The sequence below is a fragment of the Curtobacterium sp. MCBD17_026 genome (assembly GCF_003234895.2).
GTDB classification, from domain to species: Bacteria; Actinomycetota; Actinomycetes; order Actinomycetales; family Microbacteriaceae; genus Curtobacterium; species Curtobacterium flaccumfaciens.
The window spans coordinates 242,151-261,544 of record NZ_CP126281.1 but is presented as its reverse complement, the minus strand read 5'-3'; the positions used below and the strand labels follow the sequence as shown (position 1 = coordinate 261,544).

Here is a 19,394-nt window from a genome sequence, read left to right as displayed (position 1 = left end):
CGGCGGCACCTCGGTCGGCAACCATAGGAAACTCTTGACCGTTATCAAACCGAGACAAACGGTTCTACCCGTAGATGCTATGTACCCCTACCCCGAACCTGAACGGACACATCCCCATGGGCATGGTGATCGAGCCGTACCCGGGTACGTGTCCTTGGCAATTCCCTGGCAATGCCGATCGGCGCTCGGGATCAACCCCGTGTGAGCAGGGTCACGGCCTCGAGGTGACCGGTCTGCGGGAACATGTCGAGCACCCTGGCCCGACGCAGCCGGAACGACGGCATGCGTGCCAGGTCCTTCGCCAGGGTCACGGGGTTGCAGCTCGAGTACACGACGTGCTGCACGTCCGACTCCTCGAGCCAGGTCGACAGCCGCTCGCCGATCCCGCGACGCGGCGGGTTCACGACGACGAGCTCGGGCACCGCGTCCGGACGGGCCCGGAGTGCGTGCTCGGTCGCGTCGTCGGCGGCGAACCGGAGGCCCTCGAGGCCGGCCTCACGAGCGGACTGCCGCGCGGAGCGGATCGCCTCGGCACTCGTCTCGATGCCGGTCACCACGCGACCGGGGCGGGCTGCGTGCAGCGCGAACCCGCCGACGCCGCAGTACAGGTCCCACATCGACGCGGGATCGAGCTCGTCGATCCAGGCCGTCGCCTGCGCGTACAACTCGGTCGCGACGCCGGTGTTCGTCTGGAAGAAGCTCTGTGGCCGCAGGTGCATCGTGATCCCGCCGAGCCGCATCGGCAGCGTCTCCTGCTCGGTCAGCACGATCTCGCGGTCGCCTTCCGTGACGGCCTTGTGCTCGGGCAGCAGGTTGACGGTCACCACGACCGCGTTCGGCAGTGCGGCGCGCAGGGCGTCGAGGTGCTGCCGGAGCCGTGGCAGCTGTCCCTCGGAGCGCAGCACGAACCGGATCATCAGCTCGCCGTCGGGCGACTCGGTGACCAGGACGTACTTCAGCTCGCCCCGGCGCGCGGCGACGTCGTACGGGATCAGCCCCGCGGTCGAGACGAACTCGGCCAGCACGGGCAACGCGTGCCGGATGCCGGGCGTGCAGATCCCGCAGTGCCGCAGGTCCACGCCGCGCTGCCGGTGGTCGAGGATCCCGACGGTGGGGTGCTGGACGGATCCGCCCACGACCATCTTCGCCTTGTTCCGGTACCCCGACTCCGGGCTGGTGATCGCGGGCGACCAGGAGACCGCTCCGGGACCCCCGGCAGCTTCGACCGCGTCGTGCAGGAGCTCGCGCGTCCGGAGTTCCTTGTCGAGGACCTGGTCGGCGTAGGGCTGACCCATGAGCGTGCACGACCGGCACACCCCGCGGTCGAAGTAGTCGCACTGCATGGCCGAGTCAGGATACGGCAGCGTCCCGCGTCGTCGTGGCGATCCGGTACACCGACGTCGTCGCGGTCAGGAACAGCGTCGTGCCGTCGTCGCCGCCGAAGCACAGGTTCGACGTGACCTCCGGCACGGCGACCTCTCCGATCCGGGCTCCCTCGGGGTCGAACACGACGACGCCGCGGTGGGAGGACGACCAGACGTTGCCGTGCACGTCGACCCGGATGCCGTCCGGCGCTCCCTCTCCGGGCTCGAGCCGCGCGAACACCCGGCCGTTCTTCAGCAGGTCGCCACGGCGGTCGTAGGCACGGATCACCGGCTCGTCGCCCGACGAGCTCGCGATGTACAGCACCCGCTCGTCCGGGGCGAACGCCAGGCCGTTCGGCTCGTCCAGGTCGGTCGCCACGGGTCGCAGGTCCCCGCCCTCCGGTCCGCACCGGAACACCCAGTGGTCGCCGTACTCGCGCACGCCCGGGTGCCCCTCACGCGGCTGGGTGATGCCGTAGGCGGGGTCGGTGAACCAGACGCCGCCGTCCCGCGCGACCACGACGTCGTTCGGGGAGTTGAAGCGGCCCCCGTCCCACACGTCGACGATCGGCGTGACGACTCCGTCGCGGTCACGCTCGACCCGACGCAGGCCGTGCGAGCACTGCACGACACTGCCGTCCCGATCGAGCGTGCGGCCGTTGGTGAACTCGACACCGTCCGCGTACACCGAGGTCTCCCCCGAGTCGGCGTGCCACTGCAGGATCCGGTCACCAGGGATGTCGGACCACCGCAGCGTGCGCGTCGACGGGATCCAGCAGGGCCCCTCGGCCCAGGTGCTGCCGGTGGCGATGCGCTCGAGCGCATCGCGGTCCGGCACGAGGTCGTCGAGCAGCACGGGTTCTCCTTCGAACGGGGTGCCCACCCTACTTTCGTCAGGCCGCGGCCGCCGCCTCGCTGCGTCGTCGCAGGGCCTTCTCGATCGCGGAGATCGCGAGGCCGAGCAGGATCGACGCCACGACCGCGAGGGTCGTGACGAGGAAGGGCTGCTCGCGGCTCCAACGCCCGGTGGCCGAGGCGATGCCGACGCAGTACGCCGCCCAGACGACGTCGGCGAGCACGCAGCTGAGCAGGAACCGCCGGAGGTCGAGCCCGCTGTCCGCGCCGACCAGGTTCGTCGTCAACCGGCCCATCGGGATGAAGCGTCCGAGCACCGCGATGCGCCCGGGAGCTGCACGGTAGCGGCCGTCGATGGCGTCCCGGGCCGCGCGGACCTTCGGACGCGAGAACCACGACCTCGAGCCGAGGTCGACCGAACGCGCCAGGTGGTAGAGCCCGAGGTCGCCGAGGACCATGCCGATCGACGCCGCGACGACGAGGAAGAGGACCGGCAGGAGACCGCCGTCACCGCCCACCAGGAGCGTGCCGATCGCGACGACGAGTGCCTGACTGGGCAGGAAGACCGCGACACTGCCCACGGCGAGCACGAGGCCGACCACGAAGAACGCCCACGGGGTACCGACGAGCTGGACGACCAGGTCCTGTGCTGCGTCCACGACTCACCCTCCACGGGCGCCGGAGGGGCACACCGGGGTCCATCCTCGCAGGTCCGGGGCGCTCCACTCACGTGCGGTCGACGATCGCCCGCATCGTCGAGGCCGCTTCGTCCGGACGACCGTCGAGGACGGCATCGGCGAGAGCGAGGTGGAGGCCGACGTCGTGCCGGTCCGGGCGGACGCTCCCGCGTTCGCGCAGCACCTGGCCGACGACCTGGTGCAGTCGTCGGTACAGCGCGTTGCCGGACAGGTCGAGCACGAGCGCGTGGAACCGCACGTCCGCGATCACGAAGTCGAGGCGGTCGTCGCGGGTCGCGGCGGCGGCGAGTTCGTCGGCGGTGGTGCGGAGGGCCTCCCGTCGGTCCGCGAACTCGTCGAGCGCTGCCCGCCGGGCTGCTGCGGCAGCAGCGGCGGGTTCGACCGCCGCACGCAGCTCACGGAGCTCGGCCGCCACGCGGTCACCGTCCGGGCCCCGCAGCCGCCACCGCACCACGCGCGGATCCAGGACGTCCCACTCCCGCACGCCGAGGACGGTCACGCCGACCCGCTGCCGCGCGGTGAGCAGGCCGAGGGCGACGAGGACTCGGACGGCCTCGCGGACGATGCTGCGACTGGCACCCGTCCAGGCCACCAGGTCGTCGATGCTCCGGCGGCTGCCCACGGCGACGGCACCGGAGACGACGGCGGCACCGACCTCGTCGAGGACCCGTTCGAAGGTGCTCGTCACCGCTGCGAGACAGGCGACAGCACGAGCTCGTCGATGCGCACGTGCGCCGGCGCCCCGAGCACGAACGTGACCGTCCGCCCCACGTCCTCCGGCTGGAGCATGCGCTGCCGGGCGGCCGCATCGGGGGCCTCCGGCCGCTGGTCGAGGAAGTCCGTCGCCACGTCACCAGGACACAGGTGCGTGGCACGGACGCCGTGCTCGGCCTCCTGCTGGTTGAGCGTGCGGACGACCGAGGCGAGCGCGGACTTGCTCGCCGAGTACGCGACACCCGCTCCCGGCTGGAAGGACCACCCGGCGTACGACGACACCACGACGACCACGCCGCCGGCCACGCGGAGTGCCGGCAGCGAGGCGTCCACCAGCGTGACGACGGCGGTGAGGTTCGTGTCCACGATCGCGCGGAAGTCGGTGAGCGACTGGTCGTCCCACCGGCGCCGCGGGGCGTTGAGTCCGGCCGCCAGCACGAGCCCGTCGAGCCGGCCGTGCCGCTCGAGCACGGCGTCCCGCGCGGCGGTGACGGCTTCGGGGTCGCTCGCGTCGAGGGGCAGGACGTCCGCGGTTCCCCCGGCGTCACGGATGGTGCGTGCGACCTGCTCGAGCCGGTCGGCACGACGTCCGCTGAGCACCACGGTCCAGCCGTCCCGCGCCGCCGCCTCGGCGCTCGCGGCTCCCATGCCGCTGCCCCCACCCGTGACCCAGAGCACACGCTGATCCGTCATGCTCGAATAGTATGCCTATTGAAGGCACCGACGACGGGAGCAACGATGCACCTCGACCTGACCGACCGAGTGGTCGTCGTGACCGGCGCGGCGCGCGGGATCGGCCGCACACTCGCTGATCGCTTCGTCGGCGAGGGGTGCCGCGTCGTCGCGCTCGACCTGTCCTTCGAGCCGGACTTCCCGCTCGACCACGTCGTGTGCAACGTCGCCGACCCGCAGTCGGTGCACGACGCCGTGGACGAGGTCGTCCGGCTGCACGGCACGATCGACGTGCTGGTCAACAACGCCGGCATCAACGTCACGGGCACGGTCGCCGAACTGGAGTGGGACGCCTGGCGCCGCTGCATGGACGTCAACCTCGGCGGCACGTTCCTGATGAGCCAGGCCGTTGCTCCGGTGATGCAGGCGGCCGGGCGCGGTCGGATCATCAACGCCGCCTCGTTCGCGGCGATCGTGCCCAGCGTCGGGAGCGCGGCCTACGCGGCGTCGAAGGCCGCCGTCGTCTCGTTCACCCGGGTCCTGGCGTCGGAGCTCGGCCCGTGGGGGATCACCGTGAACGCCTACGCACCGGGCATGGTGCCGACGGCCATGAACGGCTTCGCGACGATGCCGACCGAGGCGCAGGACCGCCTGCTCGACACGCTGTCGCTCCGCCGGTGGGAGACGCCGGACGACGTCGCCGACCTGCTCGTCTTCGTGGCGAGCGACGCTTCCGGGTACATCACCGGCACCCTGCTCGACGTCTCCGGCGGCAAGCTCGCGACGCAGATCCCCGCCCGAGCGCACGGCCGTACCTGAGCGGACTGCTGTCCGGCCGCACAGGTTCTCCACATGGGTCGCTTCGTAAGCTGTGAGAGCCCAGTGAGCCGGACTGCAGCCCGACCCCGAGGAGGTGCCCGATGGTCCTCGTCCTCGTCGCGTTCGCGATCGTCGCCCTGATCGTCCCCGCCCTGACCCCCGTCCTCGGCCGCCGCGTCTTCTACGTCGCGGCCCTCGCCCCCGCCGCGGCGGCGGTGCTGACGATCGCCCAGACCGACGCCGCCCTGCACGGCAGCGTCGTCGAACGGCACCGGTGGGTCCCCCAGCTCGACCTCGACGTCTCGCTGCGGATGGACGCCCTGTCGTGGGTGCTCGCACTGGTCGTGTCGATCGTCGGCGCGTTGGTGCTGGTCTACTGCGCCTCGTACTTCGAGCGGGACGAACCCGGGCTCGGTCGGTTCGCCGGGGTCCTGACCGCCTTCGCCGGCTCGATGTACGGACTCGTGATCGCCGACGACGTCATCGTGCTGTTCGTCCTGTGGGAGGCCACGACGGTCTTCTCCTACCTGCTCATCGGGCACGACGCCGCGAAGCGTGCCAGTCGTGCCGCCGCCATGCAGGCCCTGGTCGTCACGACCGCCGGTGGTCTGGCGATGCTCGCGGGCCTCGTGATGCTCTCGGTCACGGCGGGCACGACCTCGCTGTCCGGCATCGTCGCCGACCCGCCGAGCGGCACCGTCGTCTCGGTGTCGGTGGTCCTCGTCCTGCTCGGGGCGCTCACGAAGTCGGCGATCGTGCCCTTCCACTTCTGGCTCCCCGCCGCGATGGCCGCCCCGACCCCGGTCAGCGCCTACCTGCACGCCGCGGCGATGGTGAAGGCCGGCATCTACCTGGTGGCCCGGCTCGCCCCCGCGTTCGCGCTGCTCGACGGCTGGCGCGAGACGATCACGCTGCTCGGCGTCGCCGGGATGCTCGTCGGCGGGTACCGGGCACTGCGGCAGACCGACCTCAAGCTCCTGCTCGCCTACGGCACCGTGGCCCAGCTCGGGTTCCTCGTGCTCGCCGCCGGCTGGGGTGCCCCCGCGGTCGCCCTCGGAGGGGTCGCACTCCTCGTGGCCCACGCCGCCTTCAAGTCGACGCTCTTCCTCGTGGTCGGCGCGATCGACCACGTCACCGGCACGCGTGACCTCGGCCGGCTCAGCGGACTCGGGCGCGCCCGCCCGTGGCTGGCGGTCGTCGCGGTGCTCGCGCTGGTGTCGATGGCGGGGATCCCGCCGACGATCGGGTTCGTCGCGAAGGAAGCCGTGCTGACCGGGTTCACCGAGTCCCTGCACGGCCCCGACGCCGGCTGGGCCTGGTTCGCCCTGATCGGCGTGACGGTCGGTTCGGTGCTGACCGTGGCCTACTCGCTGCGGTTCCTGTGGGGCGCCTTCGCCCGCAAGCCCGGTGTCGCGACCACCGAGCCGCACGCCCTGCACGGCCTCGCCGTCGTGCCCTCGGTGCTCGCGCTGGCCGGGCTCGCACTCGGCCTGCTCACCCCGGTGGTCGCGCACGGCATCGAGCCCGCGGCGACGACCGCAGCGCTCGGCGGCGAGGAGGTCCCGCACCTCGCGCTCTGGCACGGCCTCGAGCCCGCGCTCGGTCTGTCCGCGATCACCCTCGTGGGGGGCCTCGCACTGTTCGCCCTGCGGCGTCCGGTCGAGGCGCTCCAGCACCGGCTCGCCGGGTTCCCGAGTGCCGCGGGCACCTACCGGCACGGCATGCGACTGCTCGACCGCGGAGCGACCGGACTCACCGCGAGCCTGCAACGCGGCTCGCTCCCCTACTACCTGACGGTGATCCTGTCGGTCTTCGTCGCCGGGGCGCTCGCCAACCTGGTGCTCGGCGGGCCGTGGGAGTTCCACGTCCGGTTCGCCGACACGTGGGGCCAGATCCCGGTGATGATCGTGATGTCGATCGCCGGCATCGCGGTGCTCACGGCGAAGACCCGGTTCGCCGCCGCGGTCCTGGTCGGCGTCACCGGCTACGGCCTCTCGGTGCTGTTCGTCCTGCACGGCGCCGTCGACCTCGCCCTGACGCAGCTCGTGGTCGAGACGGTCACCCTGATCGCCTTCGTCCTGGTCCTCCGACGGCTGCCCCCGCGCATCGCCACGACCAACCCGTCGCGGTTCCGGGTCGTGCGGGCACTCTTCGCCGGTCTGGCGGGGCTGACCCTGGCGATCGTCGTCGTCGTGGCCGCCTCCGCCCGCACGGCACGCCCCCTCTGGCCCGACCTGCCCGCGCTGACGAGCTCGTTCGGGCACGGTCTGAACGTCGTGAACGTCGCCCTCGTCGACCTGCGCGGCTGGGACACCCTCGGTGAGCTCACCGTCGTGGTCGCCGCAGCCACCGGCGTCGCGAGCCTGATCTTCGTGAACTCGCGCGAGGACACCCTGCCCCGGCTGCGGGACCTGCCGGAGACCCTGACCGCGAACGGCGAGCGCACCGACGGTGAGCCACGCGCCTGGCTACCGACGAGCGCCGCGATCCCGACCGGCCGCTCGGCCCTGCTCGACGTGGTCGTCCGACTGCTGTTCCACGGCCTGATCGTGCTGTCGCTCTACCTGCTGTTCGCGGGCCACAACTCGGCAGGTGGCGGGTTCGCCGGAGGCCTGGTCGCCGGCATCGCCCTCGCGGCCCGCTACCTGGCCGGCGGTCCCGCCGAACTCGGCGCCGCGGCCCCGGTGCGCGCCGGTCGCCTGCTCGGCCTGGGTGTCGCGACGGCCGCCATCACGGCGATCGTGCCGCTGTTCTTCGGTCGCGAAGCCCTGTACTCCGAGTTCTTCGAGGCCACCGTCCCGATCCTCGGACACGTCGAGTTCGTCACCGCGACGTTCTTCGACATCGGCGTGTACCTGGTCGTCGTCGGCCTGGTGCTCGACGTCCTCCGCAGCCTCGGCGCCGAGGTCGACCGGCAGCGCCTCGAGGACGCCTCGACCCCGACCCGCGACACCACCGAGGAGTCCGTCAGCGACACCCTCGATGCCCCCACCCCGGAAGGGAGCGCCACATGACCGTCACCCTCGTCCTCGTGATCGCCATGGCGGTGCTGTTCTCGTGCGGCGTCTACCTGCTGCTCGAACGCTCCCTGACCCGGATGCTCCTCGGCTTCCTGCTGCTCGGCAACTCCCTCAACCTGTTGCTGCTGGTGATGTCCGGCGCCGCGGGCGACCCGCCGATCGGCACGAGCGCCGAGAACATCACCGACCCGCTCCCCCAGGCGTTCGCCCTGACCGCGATCGTGATCACCTTCGCCGTGAGCGCGTTCCTGCTGGCCCTGATCCACCGGTCGTGGCAGCTGTCCCGCGCCGACGAGGTCGAGGTCGACGAGGCCGACGCCGCCATCGGCCGTGACCGCGACGAGCCGGCCGACGAGGACCCGGAGACCACCACCGACGCAGAACAGGAGGCGACCCGATGACCTGGCTCGTCCCGCTCCTCGTCCTCGTCCCGCTGCTCGGTGCCGCGGTCGCGCTCGGACTCCTCCGCCACCAGAAGCTCCAGCGTGCGATCACCGTCGTGGTGCTCGTCGTGGCGCTGGCCGTGGCCGCCACGCTCATGGTCCTGGTCGACCGGCACGGCACGATCGTGGTGCAGGTCGGCGGCTGGGACGCCCCGTACGGCATCTCGCTCGTCGTCGACCGGCTGAGCGCACTGCTGCTCACCGTCAGCGCGAGCGTCCTGCTGCTCGTCCTGCTGTTCTCGATCGGGCAGGGCCTGGCCGCCGACGACGAGGACGCCCCGGTCACGATCTTCTACCCGACGTACCTGGTGCTGGCCGCCGGCGTGCTCGACTCGTTCATCGCGGGTGACCTGTTCAACCTGTACGTGGCGTTCGAGATGCTGCTGGTGGCGAGCTACGTGCTCATCACCCTGGGCGGCAGTGAGCAGCGCGTCCGGGCCGGCACGACGTACATCGTGACGAGCCTGATCGCATCGGCGATCTTCCTCGCCGCCATCGGTCTGGTCTACGGCGCCACCGGCACGGTGAACATCGCCCAGATCAGCGAGCGCGTCGCCGACCTGCCGGAGCACGTCCAGCTGCTCCTGCACACGATGCTGCTGATCGGGTTCGGCATCAAGGCGGCCGTGTTCCCGCTGGCGTTCTGGCTGCCGGACTCGTACCCGACGGCCCCGGCGCCGGTCACCGCGGTCTTCGCGGGCCTGCTGACCAAGGTCGGCATCTACGCGATCATCCGGCTCGAGACGGTGATCTTCCCGCGACCACAACTCAACGAGGTGCTGCTCGTCGTCGCCGCACTGACGATGGTCGTCGGGGTGCTCGGCGCGGTGTCGCAGACCGACGTGAAACGGCTGCTGTCCTTCACGCTGATCAGCCACATCGGCTTCATGGTGATGGGCGTCGGCCTCGGCACCGTCGCGGGTACGGCGGCCGCGGTGTTCTACACGGTGCACCACATCGTCGTGCAGACCACGCTGTTCCTGGTGTCCGGCCTGATGGAACGTGTCGGCGGGACGACCTCGACCCGGTCGCTCGGCGGACTGCTGAAGGCTGCACCACTGCTGGCCGCCCTGTACCTGATCCCCGCGTTCAACCTGGGCGGGATCCCGCCGTTCTCCGGCTTCATCGGCAAGCTCGGCCTGTTCCGCGCCGCCGCCGAGGACGGTTCCCCGATGGCGTACGTCACCATCGGCGCCGGCGTCGTCACCTCGCTGCTCACCCTGTACGCGCTCATGCGGGTCTGGGACGCCGCCTTCTGGCGGCCGAAGCCGGCGGCCGAGGCCGCCGCCCCGCACGCGACGAGCGCCGAACCGCACGCCCACCTGCGGTCGCCGGAACCGGCTCCGCTCACCGTCTCCGAGGACACGGGCGAGGCGTACCACCCGGGAGGCTCGGTTGCGGTCACCGACGCACCGCACGCGACCCGTGCCTCCAGTCCGACCACCGGCGCGACCGAGGCGATCGGCGAGGCTCCCGAGAAGGTGCGCCTGCCGCGCATGCTCGTCGGCGTGACCACCGTCGCGGTGCTCGGGTCCGTCGCCCTGACCGTCGTCGCCGGCCCGCTCTACGGCTACGCGACCCGCGCAGCGGAGTCGCTGGAGTCGCCCGACCGCTACGTGCAGGCCGTGCTCGGAGGTGAACGATGACCGACGTCCGCCGCATCTCCAACGCCAGGCGGATCGCGCTGGCGTGGCGCTACGACGTGCCCCTCGTCGCGGGACTCACCGTGCTCTGGGCGCTGCTCTGGGGGTCGTGGACCCCGCTGACGCTGCTGTGCGGCATCGTCGTGGCGCTCCTCGTCACCCAGGCGCTGCCGCTCCCGCCGGTCCCGCTGTCCGCACGGTTCTCGATCGTGCACGTGCTGCGGTTCCTGGTCGTGTGGTCCGGGCTCGTCGTCGTGGCGTCTTTCCGGGTCGCGTGGGTCGCGTTCCGTCCCCGCGGTGTGCGGCGCAGCTCGATCACGCTCGTGCAGCTGCACTCCACGTCCGAGATGACCTTCACGCTGGCCACCCTCGCGATCTCGCTCGTGCCCGGCTCGTACGTCGCCGACGTGGACCTGCGGCGCCGTCGCCTGCTGATCCACGTGCTCGACACCGAGCGCCTGGATCAGGTCGAGGACGAACGCCGCGTCGCACTCCGGATCGAGGCCATGGTCATCCGCGCACTGGGGTCGAAGCAGGACGTCTCCGAGCTGTCCGAGCCGCTGCCGGAGGTGACCCGGTGAGCCCCGCCGTCGTCGTGATGGGGATCGCGATCGTGCTCGTCCTCGCCCTGCTGGGTGCCACGCTGGCCCTGGCGGTCTACCGGATCGTGCGCGGGCCGACCATCCTCGACCGCATGATCGGGTCGGACATGGTGCTGACCACCGTGCTCGTGGTGATCGCCGCCGCGATGGTCATCCGCCAGGACCTGACCGGCATCCCCGTGCTCGTGGTGATCTCGGCGACGAGTGTGTTCGCCACGGTCGCCGTGGCCCGGGCCGTCACCCCCTCAGCGGACCCGTCCGACGAGGGACTGACCGTCACCACCCCCGAGCGTGCCGAGGAGGACCAGCCGTGATCGAGATCATCGAGTCGTTCGTCGACGACGCCGGCATCCGCGCCTGGATCGCCATCGGGCTGCTGCTCGTCGGGTCGCTGCTGTCGCTCGGCGCCGGGGTCGGCATCGTCCGGTTCCCGGACCCGCTCGTCCGTCTGCACGCGATGGCGAAGCCGCAGGTGCTCGGGCTCGCGCTCGCGCTGGCCGCCATCGTCGTCGCGGTGTGGACGTGGACGGCGTTCTGGGTCGTGCTGCCGATCATGGTGTTCCAGCTGTTCCTGGTGCCGGTGTCGACGCACATGATCGCCCGCGCCGGGCTGCGCGCCGACGACTACCGGCACGAGGACCTGCTCGTCGACGACACCGAGTCCTGAGCGTTCGCACGCCTCGTCCATTCCCGTGACGGACCGGAGGCCCGTGGCGGCGTCGCCACGGGCCTCCCGTCCGTCAGGCGCTCACGTTCGCGGTCAGGCGGTCGCGACCCGACGCGGGAGCAGCAGGTTGAGGACGGCGGCGACCACGACGATCGCGGCGGAGACCGCCGGCAGCAGCATCGCTGCGGCGGTGCCGTGGTGCTCGGCGACGTCACCGGTGATGGCGGAGGCGATCGACTGGCCGACGATGACGGCGGACCCGAGGATCGTCATGGTGGTGGCGGACCGGCCGACGGGTGACCGGTCCGAACCGAGGCTGTACTGGGCGACCAGGGTGGGTCCGATCCCGATGCCCATGACCGCGAGGACGACGCCCGCGGCGACGACGGAGTCGGCGCCGGCGAACGCGACCGCACCGGCGAGGAGCACGACGCCGAAGACGAGCCAGCGCCAGCCGAGGCCGAAGGCCCGGGGGAACGCCGCGGACCCGAGTGCCAACCCGGCGGAACCGATGCCCATCAGGCCGTAGAGCAGGCCGGCCTGCGAGGCCTCGCCGTGGGTCTCCATGAACGCCGTCAGCGAGGTGAGGGTCGAGCCGAAGAACAGGCCGATGCCGAGGATGCCGACGACCACGACGACGAGCCGCGGGCGCAGCAGCTGCCGTGCGGGTGCCTGGGTCGACTCCGCGTGCTGGCCGACCACGAGCTTGCCGGTCGGGTGCAGCGCGAACGCCGTGACGAACACGAACGTCAGGACCGAGGCGCCTGCGACGGCCACCCACGGGGCGATCGCGCTGGCGAGGATGCCGACCAGGAACGGGCCGATGATGAACACGGTCTCGTCGGCGGCGGACTCGTAGGCCATGGTGCCGCTGAGGGTCTTCTCGCGCCGCGCCGGGGCCATTCGCTGCCGGATGATCGCGACGAGCCGCGTGCGGGACATCGGGGCGACCTGCGGGGCCGAGGCGCCGATGCAGAACGCGACGGCGAGCACGGCGAGGTCGGGCGCGGTGCCGCTGACGACGAACGGGAAGAACCCGAGCAGCGCCGCGTTCACCAGGCCGACGGGGACGAGCACCGCCCGCTGGCCGAAGCGGTCCGCCGCGGCGCCGACCATCGGGCCGAAGATCGCGGATCCGATGCCGACGGCGGCGGAGTTGATGCCGCCGAGGGCGACGGAGTCACGGGCGGCGACGACGAGGGTCAGGACGCCGACCACCATCATCGCGAACGGGAGCCGGGCGATGAACGCCACGGGGAAGTACCAGCGCCCGGCGAGCGAGACGAGCGAGCGGTCCGGAGCGGGCGGGGCGTCGCTGGTGGGCAGGGTGTCGCCGGTGGGCGGGGTGTCGCCGGTTGGCGGAGTGTCGCCGGTTGGCGGAGTGTCGCCGGTGGGCAGGGTGTCGCCGGTGGAACGGGTCTGGAGCATTGGGGTGTGCCTTCTCGGCCCGCCCGGTTCGGTGGCGGCGGACCCATCGGGTGCCGCCGTTGTCCGCTAGGGAGCCGGCGGCCGGTAGATACACACTGCGTGTTGTCGAACGCTGTCGATGGTACCAATCGGCCGCCGCGCACCGGAGGAGTTCGCTCCGGGCGCCGTCCCGTCGGTCACGACACCCCGTCGGCCGTCCGCGGTGCGGTCGCAGACCGTCGCCTGCGGCGCCGCCAGCCGACACTTCATGACCGGTCGGCACGCGACCCACGACGCGTCGCGACCGGCCGACGGACGGGAGGCGCGTGACGGGGCGCCCCGTGCCTCCCGGCCGCCGCGCCGCGCCCAGGACCCCGCACCGGTCACGACACCCCGTCGGCCGTCCGCGGTGCGGTCGCAGACCGTCGCCTGCGGCGCCGCCAGCCGACACTTCATGACCGGTCGGCACGCGACCCACGACGCGTCGCGACCGGCCGACGGACGGGAGGCGCGTGACGGGGCGCCCCGTGCCTCCCGGCCGCCGCGCCGCGCCCAGGACCCCGCACCGGTCACGACACCCCGTCGGCCGTCCGCGGTGCGGTCGCAGACCGTCGCCTGCGGCGCCGCCAGCCGACACTTCGTGACCGGTCGGCACGCGACCCACGACGCGTCGCGACCGGCCAGCGCGGGCCGGCCAGCCGACACTTCGTGACCGGTCGGCACGCGACCCGCGACGTGTCGTGACCGGGCCGCCGCGCCCCGTGGCGCTCGGGTCAGGAGACCTCGCCCGCGCGGGCTCCCGCCCACAGGTCGACGTCCGTGATGCCGACGGAGTGCTCGTCGATGACACGGAGCTCCTCGTCGGTGAACGAGGTGTTCGACAGCGCGGCGACGTTGTCCTCGAGCTGCGACACCCGCGAGGCACCGATCACGAGTGAGGTCACCCGCTCGTCGCGGAGCGCCCAGGCGAGGGCGAGCTGCGCGAGGGACTGTCCGCGCGCGGCCGCGACGTCGTTCAGGGCACGGAGGTGCTCGACGACCTCGGGCGTGATGCTCGACGCGTCGAGGGACTTGCCCGCTGCCGCCCGGGAGTCCTCGGGCACACCGTTCAGGTACTTGCCGGTCAGGAGCCCCTGTGCCAGCGCGGTGAAGCCGATGACGCCGAAGCCGAGCTCGCCGGCGGCGTCGAGCAGCCCCTCGGTCTCGATCCAGCGGTTGAGCATCGAGTACGAGGGCTGGTGGATGAGGAGCGGCGTGCCGAGGTCGCGGAGGATCTCGGCTGCCTGACGGCTGCGCTCGGCGTCGTACGACGAGATCCCGACGTACAGCGCCTTGCCCTGCTGGACCGCGGTGTGCAGGGCGCCCATCGTCTCCTCGAGCGGGGTCGAGGCGTCGAGACGGTGCGAGTAGAAGACGTCGACGTAGTCCAGGCCCGTGCGCTGCAGCGACTGGTCGAGCGAGGCGAGCACGTACTTGCGCGAGCCACCGCCCTGCCCGTACGGCCCCGGCCACATGTCCCAGCCGGCCTTCGTCGAGATGACCATCTCGTCGCGGTAGGGCCGGAAGTCCTCACGTATCAGGCGGCCGAAGTTCACCTCGGCGGCTCCGTACGGCGGGCCGTAGTTGTTCGCGAGGTCGTGGTGGGTGATCCCGAGGTCGAACGCCCGGCGGCTGATGGCACGCTGGTTCTCGAAGGGCATGTCGTCCCCGAAGTTGTGCCAGTACCCCAGGGAGAGCAGCGGCAGGTCGAGGCCCGAGCGGCCGGTCCGGCGGTACGTCATCGAGTCGTAGCGGTCGTCACTGGCGATGTAGGTCATGGGACGAGCCTGGCACTCGATCGGGCCCCGGCCTCGCATGCTTCGCTTCGCGGACCCATGATGGGTGCACGAGACCACGAGGAGACGACGATGGCACGGACGACGAAGACCGAGACCACCTTCACCGACGAGGAGCGTGCGGCGATGCAGGAGCACGCCGCGGAGGTCAAGCGCGCCCGCGGCACGAGGGGCACCAAGGCCGAGAAGGCAGCGGCCGACGCGGCTGCGGTCGAGGCGAAGATCGCCGAGATGTCCCAGTCGGACCGGGGGCTGGCGGAGCGCATCCACCGCATCGCGCTCGAGGTCGCGCCCGAGCTCGCGCCGAAGCTCTGGTACGGCATGCCCGCCTACGCACGGGACGGCAAGGCGGTGTTCTTCTTCCAGGACGCCGCGAAGTTCAAGGCCCGCTACGCGACGCTCGGGTTCCAGGACTCGGCCGCGCTCGACGACGGCACGTTCTGGCCGACGTCGTGGGCGATCAGCCCCGAGTTCTCCGAGGCCGACGAGGCACGGGTGGCCGACCTGATCCGTCGCGCGGTCGGTTGACGGTGCTCGGGCTGGGCGCCGCTCCGGTCTTCGCCCTGCTGTTCCTGGTGCTGTACGTCCTGGGGCGGCGACGTGACCCGCGGATGCTCCGCAACGGGGTGTTCCTGACGGCGGCCGTGCTGTTCGGGCTCGCGACGGTCGTGGCCGTGCTGACCAGGGTGGTCCCCGGGTTCAGCCTGCTCGTCGCCGTGGTGCTGCTGCTCGTGCCGCTGGCCGTCGTGGTGCTCGGGGTCGCCCTGGTCGCGAACGGCCTGCAGATGCTCCGGGCCGAGGGGCGCAGCGTCGGCAACCTGCTGTCGCTCGCTGCCGGGGTGGCGGTGTTCGTGCTGCCGGCGGTCGCCATCGCCCTGCTCGTCTCGGGCAGCGGCGAGGGCTTCACGCTGTGGGACGGCACGAAGATCGCGATCGCCGTGCTGATGGTGTTCGTCTGCGGGTACTTCGCGCTGTCGCTGGTCGCGTTCGCCCTGTACTCCGTGGTCTACGGGCGGACGCGGCACGGCATCGTGCCCGACACGATCGTGGTCCTCGGCTCCGGGCTCGTGCACGGCGAGGTCCCGCCCCTGCTGCAGAGCCGGCTCGACCGGGCGCTCGGCGTCTACCGGGCCGAACGGGCGGCCGGACGCCGCCCGCTCCTCGTGCCGTCCGGCGGACAGGGCGACGACGAACCCCGCCCCGAGGGCACCGCGATGGCCGAGTACCTGGTGGCGCACGGTGCCGACCCGGACGACGTCGTCGCGGAAACCGCGTCGCGCAACACCCGTGAGAACCTCCGGTTCTCGCGGGACGTGCAGACGGCCGCCGGCCGGGACGGCCAGATGGTCGTGGTCACGAACAACTACCACGTGCTGCGGGCCGCGACCCTGGCCCGTCGCCTCGACCTGCCCGCCCAGGTCGTCGGTGCTCGCACGGCGGCCTACTACGTGCCGAGTGCGTTCCTGCGGGAGTTCGCCGCGGTGATCGTCGAGCACCGCTGGCTCAACGTGGTCGCCTGCACGCCGTTCGTGCTGTTCACCGGGTTCCTGCTCTGGGAGTCGTTCCAGCAGTAGGATCTCCACCACGGTCGAGATCCCGGCGCCGCGGCCGACCGACCTGCTGCCCATCGGCGAGATCGTCCGCCGCACGGGGGTCGCTGCCTCGGCCCTGCACTTCTACGAGCGCAAGGGCCTGATCCACCCGGAGCGCACCGACGGCGGCACGCGGATGTACCCGCGGCACGTCGAACGGCGGATCGCGATCATCCAGGTGGCCAAACGCCTCGGCATCCCGCTCAGCGAGGTCGCCGAGCAGTTCGAGGCGCTGCCCGCCGACCGCATGCCCTCGCTGCGCGACTGGAACCGGTTGAACGAACGGTGGCGCGCACGGCTGCGGGCCCGCCAGCTCGAGCTCGAGCGCCTGCAGCAGGAGATGACGCAGTGCATCGGCTGCGGGTGCGTCTCGCTCGGGGCCTGCTCGGTGGTGAACCCGGGCGATGCCCTGGGCGACGAGGGGCACGGAGCGCGTCGCCTGCTGCCGATCCAGGACGAGGCGGCCGACGATGCCGACACCGCTGCCGACGACGCAGCTGCTGCCGCCGACGCCGCCGCGGACGCCGTCGCCTAGCCCGCGCGGAGCCCGTCGTCGATCCGCTGCAGCAGCTCCAGCGCCTCGACCGCACCCCGTTCGTCGCCGCCGAGGGCCGTGCGGAGCTTGCCGGACCAGTGCCGGTGGAGCCGGTCGACGCTCTCCTGGGCCAGGGCGGTCGAGTGCAGCTGCACGGTCCGGGCGTCCGCCGGGTCCTGGCGCCGCTCGACCATGCCCTTCGACACGAGCGACCGGAGTGCGACGCTGAGGTTGCTGCGCTGCAGGGCGGTCGCCTCGGCGGTGGCACTGGGCGAGGTGCCGGGATTGCGGTTGATCCAGCGCATCACGAGCGCTTCGGTGCCGGTCAGCGGCACGATGTCGAGGGTCTCGGAGCCGTGTGGATCGATGTCACGCGCGATCCGGAGCAGGACGTCCGCGAACTCGGCGAGGACGTGGTCGGACACGGCGGAGTGCATGACCGTACTGTACCGATCTCCGGCGATGAGTTATGCTTTCATAACCATGACCACGGACACCGGAACCATCCGCGCGACGATCGCGACACCCACGACCAAGCAGCAGGGCATCACGACCGCGCTGCTCCTGGTGCTCGGCCTGCTCAGTGCCGTCGCCCCCTTCGCCACCGACCTGTACCTGCCGGCGTTCCCGCAGATGACCACCGAGCTCGGGGCGAGCGCGACCGCCGTCCAACTCACCCTCACCGCGTTCCTGGTGGGTGTGACCGCGGGCCAGCTCGTGTTCGGTCCGCTGTCCGACCGGTTCGGCCGCGTGCCGCCGCTCATCGCCGGTGCCGCGGTGTGCGTGCTCGCGAGCATCGCCGCGGTGCTCGCGCCGAACATCGGCGTGCTCATCGCGGCCCGCCTGCTGCAGGGCCTCGGCGGTGCGGCCGGCATGGTGATCAGCCGTGCGGTCATCTCCGACCTGGCGACCGGCAAGGCCGCCGCCCGCGCGTTCTCGCTCATGATGATCGTCGGCGGGGTCGCCCCGGTCGTCGCACCGCTGCTCGGCGGCCTGCTCACCGGCCCGATCGGCTGGCGCGGCCTGCTCTCGATCGTGCTCGGCCTGTCGGTCGTCATGCTCATCGCGGTCCTCGCCGTGATCCGCGAGACCCACCTGAAGGAACACCGCGACGCCCTGCGTGAGGAACGCCGTGGCTCGGGCTCGGCCCTGCGTGCCCTGCGCTCCCGGACGTTCCTCGGCTACACCGCGGTGTTCGGCTTCGCGTTCGCCGTGATGATGGCCTACATCTCCGCGTCGCCGTTCCTGTACCAGGACATGATCGGCTTCGGCACGGTCGGCTACGGCCTGGCCTTCGGATTGAACGCCCTGGCGCTCATGGGCGTCAGCATCCTGTCCGCCAAGCTCACCTCGACCCGTTCGGTCACGGGCGTGCTGTCGCTCGGCATCGTGCTGGTGCTCGCGTCCACCGTGGCGTTCGCGCTGCTCGTCGTCTCCGGGGCGCCGGTCATCTGGCTCGCCGTGCCGCTGTTCACCGCGGTGGGCTCGCTCGGTCTGGTGCTCGGCAACGCCACGGCGCTCGCCCTCGGCGCCGTGCCGTCGGCCGCCGGCAGCGCCTCGGCCGTGCTCGGTGCCCTGCAGTTCGGGCTCGCGGCGCTCGTGTCCCCGCTCGTCAGCATCGGCGGCTCGGACACCGCGGCGCCGCTGGCGATCGTGATGCTCGCCGCCGCCGTGGTGGCCGTCGTGGCGCTGCTCGCCGCGCGGGGCCGGACCAGCACGCTCCGCTGACCCGGAACGGCACCGCCCGGCGTCAGCCCCGCCCCGGCCGCAGGAACGGCACCCGCGGCATGAGCCAGTCGACCCACACCACCCGGACCCCCGGCGCCACGGCCAGTGCCCACAGGATCGAGGCGGCAGCGTCGGTCGGGTAGTGGACGGCGTCGATCGACACCGCGAAGAACACGACCACGATGGCCACGACCCCGAGCGTCAGCGCGAGCCGGTGCCACCGGGTCTCGCGGAGCAGCCAGATCAGGGCGATGACGAACGCCGTGATGTAGACGGTGTGCCCGCTCGGGTACCCGGGGTCGGGCTGCACGGGGAACGGGTGCGGCAGCACGGCGACGTCGGGCCGGGCGCGGTGCACGATCTCCTTCACGATCGCGGACGGCACCCACGTGATCGCGATGGTTCCGCCGAACGCCAGGGCGGGTCGCAGGTCTCGCGTGCGCCACCAGACCACGGCGACGACGACGACCGTGATCCCGATCGCCGGTGCCGGACTGATCACGTGGTAGACCGCCGTGCTGAACGCCCCGACGAACCCGGTGTGCAGCGCGTTGAGGGCCTTCGACAGCCCGAGGTCCACCGTGCCGAGGGTGAACCCGACGATGGTGATGACGACGACCGCGATGACGGCGATCGCCACCGAGACGAGCGGGTACGGCGAGCGCTCCAGGATCCCGTACTCGGCGGGCTCCCGTCGGCGGGGACGGAGGAGCGGCGCGTCGTCGGTCATCCGGTCATCGTCGCAGCCCAAGCCCGACACGCAGGGGCGAGCGGGCCTCACGATGATCCGAAAGCGTTCA

Annotated in this window: 20 protein-coding genes; 11 read left to right on the top strand and 9 right to left on the bottom strand. The window is 71.9% G+C overall.

Annotation, left to right across the window (positions count from 1 at the left end; genetic code table 11):
- Positions 1-191 precede the first annotated feature (191 nt).
- From rlmC to DEI85_RS01235, 5 genes are all read right to left on the bottom strand, one after another.
- Positions 192-1,343 (bottom strand): 23S rRNA (uracil(747)-C(5))-methyltransferase RlmC, encoded by a 1,152-nt coding sequence (rlmC, locus tag DEI85_RS01255; RefSeq protein WP_110858590.1) that lies wholly within the window; start codon positions 1,341-1,343, stop codon positions 192-194.
- A 7-nt stretch (positions 1,344-1,350) separates the two neighbouring features.
- On the bottom strand, positions 1,351-2,247 hold the full coding sequence (locus DEI85_RS01250) for an SMP-30/gluconolactonase/LRE family protein (RefSeq protein ID WP_111123804.1): 897 nt from the start codon (positions 2,245-2,247) through the stop codon (positions 1,351-1,353).
- A gap of 10 nt (positions 2,248-2,257) precedes the next feature.
- A complete protein-coding gene (locus DEI85_RS01245) occupies positions 2,258-2,878 on the bottom strand; it encodes a DedA family protein (RefSeq protein WP_110858588.1) in 621 nt (206 codons plus the stop codon).
- 67 nt (positions 2,879-2,945) lie between these two features.
- Positions 2,946-3,605 (bottom strand): FadR/GntR family transcriptional regulator, encoded by a 660-nt coding sequence (locus DEI85_RS01240; protein WP_111123805.1) that lies wholly within the window; start codon positions 3,603-3,605, stop codon positions 2,946-2,948.
- Positions 3,602-4,324, bottom strand: a complete 723-nt coding sequence (locus tag DEI85_RS01235) for an SDR family oxidoreductase (RefSeq protein ID WP_181436394.1) — start codon at positions 4,322-4,324, stop codon at positions 3,602-3,604. The genes DEI85_RS01240 and DEI85_RS01235 overlap by 4 nt, the downstream gene beginning before the upstream one ends.
- A 45-nt stretch (positions 4,325-4,369) precedes the next feature.
- Here DEI85_RS01235 and DEI85_RS01230 point away from each other — a divergent pair, with 45 nt between their 5' ends.
- From DEI85_RS01230 to mnhG, 7 genes are all read left to right on the top strand, one after another.
- On the top strand, positions 4,370-5,122 hold the full coding sequence (locus tag DEI85_RS01230) for an SDR family NAD(P)-dependent oxidoreductase (RefSeq protein ID WP_111123807.1): 753 nt from the start codon (positions 4,370-4,372) through the stop codon (positions 5,120-5,122).
- Between the two features lie 101 nt (positions 5,123-5,223).
- Positions 5,224-8,136 (top strand): Na+/H+ antiporter subunit A, encoded by a 2,913-nt coding sequence (locus DEI85_RS01225; protein ID WP_111123808.1) that lies wholly within the window; start codon positions 5,224-5,226, stop codon positions 8,134-8,136.
- Entirely contained in the window at positions 8,133-8,543 is a 411-nt protein-coding gene (locus DEI85_RS01220) for a Na(+)/H(+) antiporter subunit C (RefSeq protein WP_110858583.1), read from the top strand. Before DEI85_RS01225 ends, DEI85_RS01220 begins: the two co-directional genes overlap by 4 nt.
- Entirely contained in the window at positions 8,540-10,231 is a 1,692-nt protein-coding gene (locus tag DEI85_RS01215) for a Na+/H+ antiporter subunit D (protein WP_111123809.1), read from the top strand. The genes DEI85_RS01220 and DEI85_RS01215 overlap by 4 nt, the downstream gene beginning before the upstream one ends.
- Entirely contained in the window at positions 10,228-10,809 is a 582-nt protein-coding gene (locus DEI85_RS01210) for a Na+/H+ antiporter subunit E (RefSeq protein ID WP_110858581.1), read from the top strand. Before DEI85_RS01215 ends, DEI85_RS01210 begins: the two co-directional genes overlap by 4 nt.
- Complete coding sequence (locus DEI85_RS01205) at positions 10,806-11,144, top strand: MrpF/PhaF family protein (RefSeq protein ID WP_110894112.1); 339 nt, start codon at positions 10,806-10,808, stop codon at positions 11,142-11,144. The genes DEI85_RS01210 and DEI85_RS01205 overlap by 4 nt, the downstream gene beginning before the upstream one ends.
- Positions 11,141-11,497 (top strand): monovalent cation/H(+) antiporter subunit G, encoded by a 357-nt coding sequence (mnhG, locus tag DEI85_RS01200; protein ID WP_071245814.1) that lies wholly within the window; start codon positions 11,141-11,143, stop codon positions 11,495-11,497. The genes DEI85_RS01205 and mnhG overlap by 4 nt, the downstream gene beginning before the upstream one ends.
- A 93-nt stretch (positions 11,498-11,590) precedes the next feature.
- On the opposite strand, the gene DEI85_RS01195 is transcribed toward mnhG, so the two are convergent.
- Positions 11,591-12,925, bottom strand: coding sequence for an MFS transporter (locus tag DEI85_RS01195; RefSeq protein WP_258376361.1), 1,335 nt, complete (start codon positions 12,923-12,925; stop codon positions 11,591-11,593).
- Positions 12,926-13,677: 752 nt separating this feature from the next.
- Entirely contained in the window at positions 13,678-14,721 is a 1,044-nt protein-coding gene (gene mgrA / locus DEI85_RS01190; RefSeq protein WP_111123811.1) for an L-glyceraldehyde 3-phosphate reductase, read from the bottom strand.
- A gap of 90 nt (positions 14,722-14,811) precedes the next feature.
- Here mgrA and DEI85_RS01185 point away from each other — a divergent pair, with 90 nt between their 5' ends.
- From DEI85_RS01185 to soxR, 3 genes are read left to right on the top strand one after another with little or no spacing between them, the layout of a single operon-like run.
- A complete protein-coding gene (locus tag DEI85_RS01185; RefSeq protein ID WP_220032909.1) occupies positions 14,812-15,267 on the top strand; it encodes an iron chaperone in 456 nt (151 codons plus the stop codon).
- Between the two features lie 2 nt (positions 15,268-15,269).
- Positions 15,270-16,313 (top strand): YdcF family protein, encoded by a 1,044-nt coding sequence (locus DEI85_RS01180; RefSeq protein WP_258376362.1) that lies wholly within the window; start codon positions 15,270-15,272, stop codon positions 16,311-16,313.
- Between the two features lies 1 nt (position 16,314).
- Complete coding sequence (gene soxR / locus DEI85_RS01175; protein WP_349815128.1) at positions 16,315-16,866, top strand: redox-sensitive transcriptional activator SoxR; 552 nt, start codon at positions 16,315-16,317, stop codon at positions 16,864-16,866.
- Here soxR and DEI85_RS01170 read toward each other — a convergent pair.
- On the bottom strand, positions 16,863-17,303 hold the full coding sequence (locus DEI85_RS01170) for a MarR family winged helix-turn-helix transcriptional regulator (protein WP_258369754.1): 441 nt from the start codon (positions 17,301-17,303) through the stop codon (positions 16,863-16,865). The genes soxR and DEI85_RS01170 overlap by 4 nt on opposite strands.
- 46 nt (positions 17,304-17,349) lie before the next feature.
- Between DEI85_RS01170 and DEI85_RS01165 the strand changes: the two genes are divergently transcribed.
- Complete coding sequence (locus DEI85_RS01165) at positions 17,350-18,594, top strand: multidrug effflux MFS transporter (protein WP_111123814.1); 1,245 nt, start codon at positions 17,350-17,352, stop codon at positions 18,592-18,594.
- Positions 18,595-18,616: 22 nt separating this feature from the next.
- Here DEI85_RS01165 and DEI85_RS01160 read toward each other — a convergent pair whose 3' ends face one another.
- Positions 18,617-19,324 (bottom strand): phosphatase PAP2 family protein, encoded by a 708-nt coding sequence (locus tag DEI85_RS01160; RefSeq protein ID WP_111123815.1) that lies wholly within the window; start codon positions 19,322-19,324, stop codon positions 18,617-18,619.
- Positions 19,325-19,394: the final 70 nt, after the last annotated feature.

Coding starts and splice junctions, on each gene's coding strand:
- DEI85_RS01210 (WP_110858581.1), top strand. CDS start 10,228: ATGACCGACGTCCGCCGCATCTCCAACGCCAGGCGGATCGCGCTGGCG.
- rlmC (WP_110858590.1), bottom strand. CDS start 1,343: ATGCAGTGCGACTACTTCGACCGCGGGGTGTGCCGGTCGTGCACGCTC.
- DEI85_RS01195 (WP_258376361.1), bottom strand. CDS start 12,925: ATGCTCCAGACCCGTTCCACCGGCGACACCCTGCCCACCGGCGACACT.
- DEI85_RS01220 (WP_110858583.1), top strand. CDS start 8,133: ATGACCGTCACCCTCGTCCTCGTGATCGCCATGGCGGTGCTGTTCTCG.
- DEI85_RS01185 (WP_220032909.1), top strand. CDS start 14,812: ATGGCACGGACGACGAAGACCGAGACCACCTTCACCGACGAGGAGCGT.
- DEI85_RS01160 (WP_111123815.1), bottom strand. CDS start 19,324: ATGACCGACGACGCGCCGCTCCTCCGTCCCCGCCGACGGGAGCCCGCC.
- DEI85_RS01225 (WP_111123808.1), top strand. CDS start 5,224: ATGGTCCTCGTCCTCGTCGCGTTCGCGATCGTCGCCCTGATCGTCCCC.
- DEI85_RS01170 (WP_258369754.1), bottom strand. CDS start 17,303: ATGCACTCCGCCGTGTCCGACCACGTCCTCGCCGAGTTCGCGGACGTC.
- DEI85_RS01215 (WP_111123809.1), top strand. CDS start 8,540: ATGACCTGGCTCGTCCCGCTCCTCGTCCTCGTCCCGCTGCTCGGTGCC.
- DEI85_RS01230 (WP_111123807.1), top strand. CDS start 4,370: ATGCACCTCGACCTGACCGACCGAGTGGTCGTCGTGACCGGCGCGGCG.
- DEI85_RS01165 (WP_111123814.1), top strand. CDS start 17,350: ATGACCACGGACACCGGAACCATCCGCGCGACGATCGCGACACCCACG.
- mgrA (WP_111123811.1), bottom strand. CDS start 14,721: ATGACCTACATCGCCAGTGACGACCGCTACGACTCGATGACGTACCGC.
- DEI85_RS01235 (WP_181436394.1), bottom strand. CDS start 4,324: ATGACGGATCAGCGTGTGCTCTGGGTCACGGGTGGGGGCAGCGGCATG.